3 protein-coding genes are annotated in these 3,972 nt (G+C 45.8%); 1 reads left to right on the top strand and 2 read right to left on the bottom strand.

Going from position 1 to position 3,972, the window contains the following annotated elements:
* The coding region (locus tag QUA25_RS12240; protein ID WP_333038023.1) for an nSTAND1 domain-containing NTPase at window positions 1–2,260 on the bottom strand (2,260 nt) is incomplete at its 3' end.
* 452 nt (window positions 2,261–2,712) lie between these two features.
* On the opposite strand from QUA25_RS12240, the gene QUA25_RS12235 reads away from it, so the two are divergent.
* Window positions 2,713–3,192: a hypothetical protein gene (locus QUA25_RS12235; protein ID WP_333038021.1), complete on the top strand. Its 480-nt coding sequence runs from the start codon at window positions 2,713–2,715 to the stop codon at window positions 3,190–3,192.
* Between the two features lie 74 nt (window positions 3,193–3,266).
* Here QUA25_RS12235 and QUA25_RS12230 read toward each other — a convergent pair whose 3' ends face one another.
* A complete protein-coding gene (locus tag QUA25_RS12230; protein ID WP_333038019.1) occupies window positions 3,267–3,914 on the bottom strand; it encodes a peptidoglycan-binding protein in 648 nt (215 codons plus the stop codon).
* Between the last annotated feature and the right edge of the window lie 58 nt (window positions 3,915–3,972).

The raw sequence follows: 3,972 nt of genomic DNA, 5'->3' as shown, positions 1-3,972 counted from the left end.
AAACCGATCTTGCGTGTCCGCCCAAAGTGTTTGGTGCTGCTGCCTGGGAAACTGTATTTAATAATGACAGTTCTACTTGGGTATGAGTATCAGCATCTACCCAAGGTGTACGCTGCATTTGCACAACCGCTTTTAAACTTGTTTTGACAGCTTTTGACGGATCTAAATTTAAAAGCGCATCGGAATATTGAGCCAGAGAATTAATTTGAGTAATAGCAACACGCCACCAACCAAGACTAGCTATCCCTGCTAAACCCAAAGCTACTGCCGAAAAGCTACTTAGCCCAATAATTGTCAGTCGCCTCCTGCGCTCCTGTTGCTGTTTTTCCCTATCTCGTTCTTTGGCGCTAACCTGAATAAAATGTCGCTCCTCCTCCGTCATTTCATCGGCACGTTGACGCAACCAATCTTCCGCCACAGTCAACGGCACACCGCGCAACATTGCCCCAGAGTCATTGTTGTTATTTTTCCACTCGCGTAACGCCACCTTCAGCCGTTCTTGCCAAGTCCGAAACTGACGGTTAGCATTTATCCACTCGCGAAGAGTTCCCCATTGCCGAATTAGGGTTTCATGCACCAATTCTACGGTATCTTCCTGTTCTCGCCGTCCCGTCACTACCAAACGCGCTTGATATCCAGCTAAATAACTGACCAAATTCCAGTTATCTTCCCCCACTTCCGCACGGCTAGCAACGCGCCTGGTATCCTCCGTTCCTTCCCCCGGACGCACTAATTGCACAAATATTCGCTGTGCCTGTTTTTTCTCGGTTTCACTCAGTTTTTGATAAACCTGTTCGGCATGATTGGCAATGGCTTTTTTCACCCCGCCAATTTCTTCATAAGCTTGGTGAGTTAACTCTCGGTTTATTTGCTTTTCCCACAAACGGGTTAGGGCAAATTCTAACAATGGCAGATTCCCAGGTTCTGACCCCACATCATCGAGAATGCGCTGGGTTAATTGTGCCTCTAATTGTACTTCCAACTTTTGGGCAGGTAATTCAATCGCTTGTTGTAATTCCTCCCGTTTCATGGAACTGAGTAACTGGGGTGTAAATTCCTGCAAGGCATCCCGCAACGGACGATAAGAAAGTACATAGCCATAAAAATCAGCCCGTAAAGTTAAAACCAATGTAAGATTTTCTTTGGCGATCGCCGTTAGCAACTCCCCTGCAAAACGTTCCTGTTCTTCCTGCACCTGACAAAGGGTGTACAGTTCCTCAAATTGGTCTGCAACTAACAATAACCGTTTACCTGGGTTGCGCTCTAAAATGCGAGATATTACTTGCAGCAAGGTAATTTTACCTTGCTGCATATCGCTTGCCAATCCCACCGCTGACCGCAGTTGTTGAGTTTCACCTGCTTCTGGTTCTAATTGCCGGACTAAGGCAAAAGCTAACTGCACAAAAGGTTCTTTGCCCGGACGGAAAGATTCAATTAACCAGTTTCCCTCTTTTCCCAATTGGGGAATTAATCCCGCATACACCACAGAAGATTTACCGCTGCCGCTTGGTCCAACCACAGCTACCAAAGGTTGTTTGTGCGTTACTTCTACTAAATTACTGACAAATTTTTCCTGCCCGAAAAAGAAGTCGGCATCTTCTTCCCCAAAGGCAGACAATCCTTGGTAAGGATTGGGCGGAATCACATCTTCAACAGCAATTACCCCCTGAGCAATCGGAGAATCAATTAAATTCTTTTTCTTGAAAACAGGAGTTTCATGCTCTCGGAAACTCATCATCTGCGAGCAACCTAAGTCGTAGGCTTCTTCTAACGTATATCCAGCAGCGATCGCATCATAAAACCCCACGGAAAAGGCAATGGATGCTTTATCCCCCACGGCTCGATTCATGCCAATGACATAATTAACGTATTGCCTAATTGCGTCGGCCTGTACTTCGGAATAACAAGCATTGAGAATTACGCACTCTACACCTTTTTTGGCAAACAATTTAAACATACTAGCTAGGGCATTTGTCTGCACCAGCGCCATTTTTCCGGTATCGTCTTCTAGGACAATTCCATCTGCTCCAGCACCATGTCCGCAAAAGTGGACTATGTTGGGTTGATAATCTAAAATAGCTCGGTAAAAATCACGGGAACGCACGGCCCATTTTTGTACTAATTTATACTGCTCCCGCTTATTTGCCCGTCGCAATCCTTCGTCAATTTCCCGAATTTCTGCATCCAATCGCAGGGGAGGGGTATTGGTGGGATTGGCTGCCAGAATTAAAATTGTTTTGACTGGGTTATTGTTAGTCATGAACTCGGGAATTGCTCGGGTTTTCTGGAGCTTTTACTTCTGTTTGCTTAAGGAGAGTTCTTTTACTTAAACTGATAAAGGTATTTGTATTTCTATACGATTCAGTCTTAGTATACCAAGCTGGCAATAAAATCTTTGCTGCGCGTTAAGTAACTTTACAGTTTGACAGAATGTACAGCTTTCATGACTGTGGGATTGATGTGCTTGATTCTGCGACAAATTTAACTGTGTTTGCTTTATTTCCGGTTCGATAGTAACTTTGTTGCGATTTAAAAGTTAAATACTTAACAGCAGTTTGATGGGTCGATCGCACTTTTTTAAAGAATGGTTAAGATTGCCGATGTGTAGCTAGGCATTCGTTAAGCTATATTGACGGGTTTTCACTCATCAGCTTCGCAGGTAAAGGATAATCAGCAATATTCTAGTTAACCATAGTCGGGAGACAAGCAATCATGGCAGAAATTGAAGTTATTGTAGAAAGTTTGTGGGAACTTGATGAGGATCAGCTAGCAGCACAAATTGGCGATCGCGCTCAAGCCATAGGGGATGATGCGGCTGGACTTGGAAGCAGAGGGATAGACCCAGCTTCCCTGGATTCTATTGATGTGAATGTTGCCGCTAGAGCATCGATCGATCTCAGGTTCCTAGAAGCTGGCCAGCGGTTGTTCGATCGCGTAAACCCCTTAGTTTACGAGCTGATGTGCCAACCCCTCGGAAACGATCCGCAGACTCAGAAAATCCTGGATGAAGCGATCGGTCAGAATTACACTAAAGCTGCTGGGATGTTAGCTCCTCTTCTCATCTCTGGACTGGGACTTGCTCCTGCTATTGCTACTCTCATCGCTACGTTGATTATCAAAAAGATTGCCAATTATAGCGCTACTGCAATTTGTGACAATTGGAAACAAAACCTGCCCAAACCCACAAGCTGAGCTATAAACGGAACTTCCACCGAAGGCGGAGGAAGTTCTGTTCCAGTTTTGGTGAACTCGATCGCGCTAACACCTCAAGCCATTTGTTCGCGGGTTTTGAGAGCGACAATTCCGTCGGGCTTCAAACCTTTTTTCTGCTGAAATTCCTTGACGGCTGTATCTGTTGCCGGCCCAAATTCACCATCAACCCCAACTTCAACGCCAGCCTTTTTCAAGCCTTCCTGAAGCTTGATTACATCTGAGCCTTCCATTCTGGGCATCGCCAAGCGCAAGGTTCTGGGCTTGTCATCCCACGGCGCTTTAGCAAACCCTTGAGCAGGCGATCGATTAAGTGCATCCTCGGTTTGGGGGCCAAAGCCGCCATCCTCGCTAATCTTTGCATCCGGGTTGTTCTGATTCCAAAGCTGCTGAAATGCGAGTATTGAGTTACTGCGAAGATCGATCGTCCCGTCGCCTATGTAGTCGAAGTGAGGCGGATCGCCCGGTAATGGATGCCAGCCATATTGCATCAAATAAGATTCCCAGCCTCTGGCATCTTCAATGTCGATCGCTAGCCCTGTTTGGTGATTGCTGGTGCCTGGTGGCGCTACAGGATTAGAGTTGTTGAAGCGATCGTTATACAATAACATTTGCTGGGCGATCGTGCGGTAAGCAGAGTTCACCTGCATCGTTTGACCTCGATCTTGAATAGCTCTCTGAAGTGCAGGGTAAGAGCATCTCAATCAGGCTTGACATAAGGACTCAGAGGAATCTAATGTAGAGTCAATGAAACAAGAACGG

Source organism: Microcoleus sp. Pol17C6 (assembly GCF_036701145.1).
Taxonomy (GTDB): Bacteria; Cyanobacteriota; Cyanobacteriia; order Cyanobacteriales; family Microcoleaceae; genus Microcoleus.
Note: the sequence above shows the minus strand (reverse complement) of the source record. Positions and strands in the feature narration are given on the sequence as shown.

Coding starts and splice junctions, on each gene's coding strand:
- QUA25_RS12235 (WP_333038021.1), top strand. CDS start 2,713: ATGGCAGAAATTGAAGTTATTGTAGAAAGTTTGTGGGAACTTGATGAG.